This window comes from Nonomuraea zeae, from assembly GCF_005889725.1.
Taxonomy (GTDB): Bacteria; Actinomycetota; Actinomycetes; order Streptosporangiales; family Streptosporangiaceae; genus Nonomuraea; species Nonomuraea zeae.
In genome coordinates this window covers 1-6,009 of record NZ_VCKX01000483.1, presented here as the reverse complement: position 1 = coordinate 6,009, position 6,009 = coordinate 1, and the positions used below count along the sequence as shown (strand labels likewise).

General features: G+C 73.0%; 7 protein-coding genes. 3 read left to right on the top strand and 4 right to left on the bottom strand.

Translation table 11 applies throughout. The annotated features are described in order from the left end of the window. Positions 1-12: 12 nt before the first annotated feature. Positions 13-765, bottom strand: coding sequence for an SDR family NAD(P)-dependent oxidoreductase (locus tag ETD85_RS59510; protein ID WP_138698632.1), 753 nt, complete (start codon positions 763-765; stop codon positions 13-15). 58 nt (positions 766-823) lie between these two features. Here ETD85_RS59510 and ETD85_RS59505 point away from each other — a divergent pair, with 58 nt between their 5' ends. Further along, positions 824-1,570: a TetR/AcrR family transcriptional regulator gene (locus ETD85_RS59505; RefSeq protein ID WP_138698631.1), complete on the top strand. Its 747-nt coding sequence runs from the start codon at positions 824-826 to the stop codon at positions 1,568-1,570. Here the strand turns inward: ETD85_RS59505 and ETD85_RS59500 are convergent. The 3 genes from ETD85_RS59500 to ETD85_RS59490 form a co-directional block, all read right to left on the bottom strand. Continuing rightward, a complete protein-coding gene (locus tag ETD85_RS59500) occupies positions 1,557-2,588 on the bottom strand; it encodes a cytochrome d ubiquinol oxidase subunit II (RefSeq protein WP_138698630.1) in 1,032 nt (343 codons plus the stop codon). The two genes, ETD85_RS59505 and ETD85_RS59500, sit on opposite strands and share 14 nt — an antisense overlap. Before the next feature lie 2 nt (positions 2,589-2,590). Beyond that, positions 2,591-3,955: a cytochrome ubiquinol oxidase subunit I gene (locus ETD85_RS59495; RefSeq protein WP_138698629.1), complete on the bottom strand. Its 1,365-nt coding sequence runs from the start codon at positions 3,953-3,955 to the stop codon at positions 2,591-2,593. A 181-nt stretch (positions 3,956-4,136) separates the two neighbouring features. Beyond that, positions 4,137-4,562, bottom strand: coding sequence for a nuclear transport factor 2 family protein (locus ETD85_RS59490; protein WP_138698628.1), 426 nt, complete (start codon positions 4,560-4,562; stop codon positions 4,137-4,139). Positions 4,563-4,655: 93 nt separating this feature from the next. Here ETD85_RS59490 and ETD85_RS59485 point away from each other — a divergent pair, with 93 nt between their 5' ends. Next, a complete protein-coding gene (locus ETD85_RS59485) occupies positions 4,656-5,225 on the top strand; it encodes a PadR family transcriptional regulator (RefSeq protein WP_138698627.1) in 570 nt (189 codons plus the stop codon). Further along, a partial coding sequence (locus ETD85_RS59480) for an SGNH/GDSL hydrolase family protein (RefSeq protein ID WP_138698626.1) occupies positions 5,212-6,009 on the top strand: 798 nt, incomplete at its 3' end. The genes ETD85_RS59485 and ETD85_RS59480, both read left to right, overlap by 14 nt.

The following is a 6,009-nucleotide window of genomic DNA, read 5'->3' as shown; positions in this document are numbered from 1 at the left end:
GGGGCTCGGTGGCTAGGCGGCGGCGGTCCCGCCTGAGACGTCCAGGCGGGTGCCGGTCACGTAGCGGCTGTCGTCCGAGGCCAGGAAGGCCACCGCGCCGGCCACCTCCTCCGGGGTGCCCAGCCGGCCCAGCGGCGACAGCGACGACAGCCAGTCCCGGGCCGCCCCGACCAGCCGCCCCTCGTGCATGTCGGTGTCGATGACGCCGGGCGACACGGTGTTGACGGTGATGCCGCGCTCGCCCACCTGCTTGGCCAGCGTCGTGGTCAGCACGTCGAGCGCCGCCTTCGACATCGCGTAGCCGATCGCCGTGGGCATGGCGGGACCCCGGGTCAGCATCGTGCCGATCGTGATGATCCGGCCGCCGTCCCGCAGCCGCGGCAGAGCCAGCCGGGCGATGAAGAGCGGGGCCGTCGTGTTGACCGCGACCAGCCGCTCGAAGCCCTCCCTGGTCATGCCGTCGATCCCGCCCTGGTCGCCCAGGATCCCGGCGTTGCTGACCAGGATGTCCAGGCCGTCGGCGTGCGCGTCGAACGCGGCCCACAACGTCTCGGCGTCTCCCGGCACGCCCAGCTCGGCCCGGACCGGGAAGGCGTGCCCGCCCTCCGCCTCGATGGCCGCGACCGTCTCCTTCGCCGCCGCCTCGTTGCTGCCGTAGTGGACGGCCACCCGGGCGCCCTCCCGCGCGAGCCGGGTGGCGATGGCCCGGCCGATCCCCCTGCTCGCGCCGGTCACCAACGCCGTCTTGCCGGTCAAAGTCGTCATGGCCATCCCTCTTTCGCGTACCTCGTACTCGAAATGGGACTCTAGCCATTCAGGTACGATGTACGCAAACAGAGGGGGAGAGGACCTGACCAGCATCTGGATGCGCCCGGAACGCCTGGAACGCTCGGGACCAGGGCGGCGGCCCGGCTACAGCCGGGAGCAGATCACCCGGGCGGCCGTCCGGATCGCCGACGCCGAAGGGGCGGAGGCCGCGACCATGCGCAGGATCGCGAGCGACCTGGGCACCGGCGCCATGTCGCTCTACCGGTACGTGCCGAGCCACGACGACCTGCTCGACCTCATGATCGACATGGCGATGACCGAGGTGGACCTGCCCGCGCGGGCGTCCGGCGACTGGCGCCGCGACCTCACGCTGGTGGCCCGCGAGACGCGGGCGACGGCCCTGCGTCACCCCTGGCTGACCGCGCTGCTCACCGGCCGCCCCACCCTGGGTCCCCAGCTCCTGCGCGTGCACGAGTTCGCCCTCGGTGCGCTCGACGGGCTCGGCCTCGGCATCGACGAGATGACCGGCTTCGCCGGCATGCTGGACGACTACGTCCACAGCGCGGTCCGCCGCGAGATCGGCTGGCTGGCGGAGGTCCGCCGCACGGGCCTGGACCCGGAGCAGTGGAAACGCGACCACATCGGGCCGTACGTGCGGCAGGTCGTCGAGTCGGGCGCCTACCCGCTGTTCGCCCGCTCCCTGCTGGAGTCCACGACCGCGCACCTGCCGCCCGAGGAGCGCTTCCAGCACGGCCTCGACCGCGTGCTCGACGGGATCGGCCTGCAGATCACCGCCCCGTGACCCCGGGATCGGGCGCGCCGGAGGCCGGCCGGCCCCGCTGGAAGGTGGCGTACAGCCACCACAGCGACGGCACCAGCAGGATCGCTCCCACGGCCAGCGAGCCCAGGCTGGCCGCCAGCACCGTGCGGGTGGCCGCCGCGTCGTCGAGCGAGACGCCGGGCAGCAGCCACGGATACTGCCCGACCCCCCAACCCCACAGCAGCCCCGTCACGGCCAGCGCGGCCGTGATCCGCACGGCCAGGTAGGCGCGCCGCCACAGCAGCACGAGCGAGGCCAGCCCGGCCACGATCGACAGGGCCAGCAGCGGCAGCGCCCGCCCCGAGACGAGCTCGGCGAACAGGCCGGGCGCGTCGGCGTGCAGGACGACCAGCCCCGCCGCGGACAGCACCCCGACGACGGCCCCGCACCACAGCGCCCGCTTCCTGAACGTCTCCGCCAGGCCGGGCTCGCCGGTGCGCTCGGCGTCGCGGGTCAGGTAGACGGCGGCCAGGTAGGCGGCGGTGCCGACGGCCAGCGCCCCCGCCGCCACAGACGTCGGGTTGAGCCAGCTCCGCACCAGGTCGCCCTTGGCGATGCCGGGCGGCACCCGGCCGGAGGCGAGCGCGCCGGCCACCGTACCGAGGAAGAACGGGGTCAGGAAGGAGGAGACGGCGAACGTGGCGCCGAACAGCCGCTGCTGCCACAGCTCGGCCGACACCTTGCGGAAGGCGAACGCGGCCCCCCGGCCGATGATCCCGAGCGCCGCCAGGGTGAGCGGGATGTACAGGGTGGAGGAGACCGCGGCGAACACGGAGGGCACGCCGGTCCAGGTCAGCACGATGACGAAGATCAGCCAGACGTGGTTGGCCTCCCAGACCGGGCCGATCGAGTGCTCCACCAGGCTGCGCACCCGCCGCCCCTTCGCGGGGCCGCCGGCGAGCAGGTCCCAGATCCCGCCGCCGAAGTCCGCGCCGCCGAACAGCACGTACGCGGTCAGCCCGATCCACAGCACCACGAGCATGATCTCCGGTAGCGGCATGATCAGACCACCTTGTAATCGGTGACGTCGCGCTCCTGGGGCGCGATCGGCACGGGCACGTCGCGGGCCAGGCGGCGCAGCACGTAGACGATGGCGATCGTGAGCACCACGTACACCACCGTCACCAGGATGAACCCGTAGACGAGGCCCGGCGCCGGATTGACCGCCTGCGCGGTGCGCTGCACGCCGTACACGATCCAGGGCTGCCGGCCGACCTCCGTGACCACCCAGCCGGCCTCCAGCGCGAGCACCGCCGCCACCCCGGAGACGGCCGCCGCGCGCAGGAACCAGGGCGAGTGCGGCAGGTCCCGCCCGCGCTTCCAGGCCACCGCCAGCCAGACGGCCAGGACGAGCAGGGCGAACGCCAGGCCCACCATGATCTGGAACGCCCAGTGCACGATGTTGACCGGCGGCCGATCGGCGGGCGGGGTCTCGTTCAGCCCGGTGATCTCGGCGTTCGGGTTCCAGTGGGCCAGCAGCGACAGGCCGTTGGGGATCTCCAGCGCGTACCGCAGCTGCCCGTCGATCGCGATGCCGCCGAGGTGCAGCGGGACGCCGCGCGCGGTCTCGAACACCCCCTCCATGGCGGCCAGCTTGACCGGCTGGTTCTCGGCGACGAAGTGGGCCGACCAGTCGCCCACGCCGATCTGGACCGGGGTGACGATCGCCGCGACGGTCAGCGGGAGCAGCAGGCCGAGCCGGTGGTAGCGGTCGCGCCGGCCGCGCAGCATGGCGACGGCGTACACGCTCGCCATGGTGAAGCCGGCGACCATGAACGCGGCCAGGATCATGTGCACGGTCTGGGACGGCGTGGCCGGGTTGAACATGGCGGCCCACGGATCGACCGCGACGATCCGGCCGTTCGCGGTGTCGAAGCCCGTCGGCTGCTGCATCCACGCGTTGGCGGTGACCACGAAGAAGGCGCTGGCCACCCCCGCCAGCACGATCGGGATCCCGGACAGCAGGTGCGCCACGGGCGGCAGCCGGTCCCAGGCGTACAGGTAGACGCCCAGGAAGATGGCCTCGATGAAGAACGCGATGCCCTCCAGCGAGAACGGCAGGCCGATGACCTCGCCGTAGACGCCCATCAGCCCCGGCCACAGCAGCCCCATCTCGAACGACAGGATCGTCCCCGAGACCGCGCCGACCGCGAACAGCACGCCCAGCGCCCTGGCCCAGCGGCGGGCCAGGAGCCGGTAGTTGATGTCCCCCGTGCGGTGGCCGCGCCACTCGGCGAGCAGCGTGATGGCCGGCATGCCCACGCCCAGGCAGGCGAGCACGATGTGCCAGCCGAGCGACAGCGCCATCTGCATCCGCGCCGCGCCCAGGTCGGCGCCGCTGACGCCGTCCACGAGTTGACCGATCATCGCAGCCCTTCCGGCTTCACGGCGTCGGCACGACCTCGTCGCGGCCGCCCTGCCTGTTCCTGCACAGCCCGGACCTGCGCGACGCTGCGGCTCAGCGGCATGCGCGGCGGCCCCCGTGCCCGCCCCGTACCCCGATTCACCTGGGAAAACACCCTTCTCGCGGGTGCCGCCCACCGCTCTCTCAGTGATCCGCCGGGATGAGGCCGTCGGCGACCAGCCCCGCGCGGACCGCCGCGGCCAGCGCGTGGAGCGCCGACTGCGGGCGCACCATCACCGTGAACTCCCTGACCAGGCCGTCCTCGTCGAACTGGAGCAGGTCGATCCCGTGGATCTGCTTGCCGCCGACGGTCGCCAGGAACGGCAGGACGACCGACCGCGTCTCGGTCCCGTCCGCACGGGTCTGCGCGGCGCCCTCCAGCCGCCCGATGTAGCGGAGGTCCTCGAAGACCCGTACGAGCACGCCGAACAGCCCCATGACCATGGCCTTGCCCTCGAAGGGCGTGAAGGTCACCGGGCTGTAGAGGCGGATGTCGCCGGCGAACAGGCCCTCCAGCGCGCTGAGGTCGCGGCGGCCGACGGCGGCCACGAAGCGGTCGGCGGTGTCCATGAGCCCCTCTTTCCTCTTACTCAAGAATGTGAATAGTCATTTTCTTGAGTATCATGGTGAGGGTCCGGGTGAAAAGAGCGGGAAGGCGGCTCGATGGCGTTGCGGCACGCCGTGCTGGCGGCACTGCTGGAGGAGGAGCTGAGCGGATATCAGCTCGCCAAGGCGTTCGACCTGGGCGTGGCGAATTTCTGGCACGCCCTGCCCCAGCAGCTGTACGCCGAGCTGGCCCGGCTGGAGGCGGACGGGCTCGTCAGCGGCCGGGAGGTGGTGCAGGACACGCGGCCCAACAAGCGGCTGTTCACCGTCACCGACGCGGGCCTGGCCGAGCTGGAGCGGTTCGCGACCTCCGCCGACAAGCCCTCCTTCATCCGCGACGACCTCCTCGTCAAGGTCCAGGCCGCCGACCACCTCGACGCCGGCGAGCTGATCGCCCGGCTGGAGGAGCGGGCCGAGGTCGCCGACGCCAAGATCGAGCTGTTCGGCGGGCTGCTGCGGCGGATGCGCGGGGACCGGAGCGAGGAGGAGTTCCTGCGTGACGGCGACCGGATCGGCCCCTACCTGACGTGCCGGCGCGGCCTCGCCTTCGAGGAGGGCAACCGCGACTGGTGCCGCTGGAGCGCGGCGATCCTACGAGAAAGGCGGGCCGCTCATGCCGAGCGGTGAATACCTGCGTTACGTCGCCTTGGGTGACAGCCAGACCGAAGGGCTCGGGGACGGTGACGACCTTACCGGCCTGCGCGGCTGGGCCGATCGGCTGGCCGAGCAACTCGCGGTGACCAGCCCCGGCCTGCACTACGCCAACCTGGCCGTGCGTGGCCGGCTCGCCGCCCGGGTGCACGCCGAGCAGCTCGGCCCGGCCCTCGCCCTGCGCCCCGACCTGGCCACCGTCGTCGCCGGGGTCAACGACCTGCTGCGGCCCGGGTTCGACGCCGACGAGGTGGGCGGTCATCTGGAGGCGATGTTCGCCGCGCTCACCGCGCAGGGCGCCCGCGTGGCCACCCTGACCTTCCCCGACCTCGCCAGGATCACGCCGCTCGCCCGCCCGATCGGTGACCGGGCCGCCGCGCTCAACCAGCGCATCCGCGCCGCCGCCCGCCGCCACGGGGTGATCGTCGCCGAGACCGCCCATCACCCGGTCGTCACCGACCCGCGGCTCTGGAGCGCCGACCGGCTGCACGCCAGCCCGCTCGGGCACGAACGCATCGCGGCGGCCGTCGCCCACGCGCTCGGGCTGCCCGGCAGCAGCGACTCGTGGACCCGCCCGCTGCCGTCGCCCCTGACCGTCCCATCCGGGTGGCGCGCGACGGCCACGGAGCTGCGCTGGGCCGCCGCCTTCCTCGGCCCCTGGCTCGCGCGCCGCCTGCGGGGCCGCTCGTCGGGTGACGGCCGCACGGCCAAACGCCCGCAGCTCCTGCCCTTCCAGCCGCTCCCCGCCCCCGGCGAAACC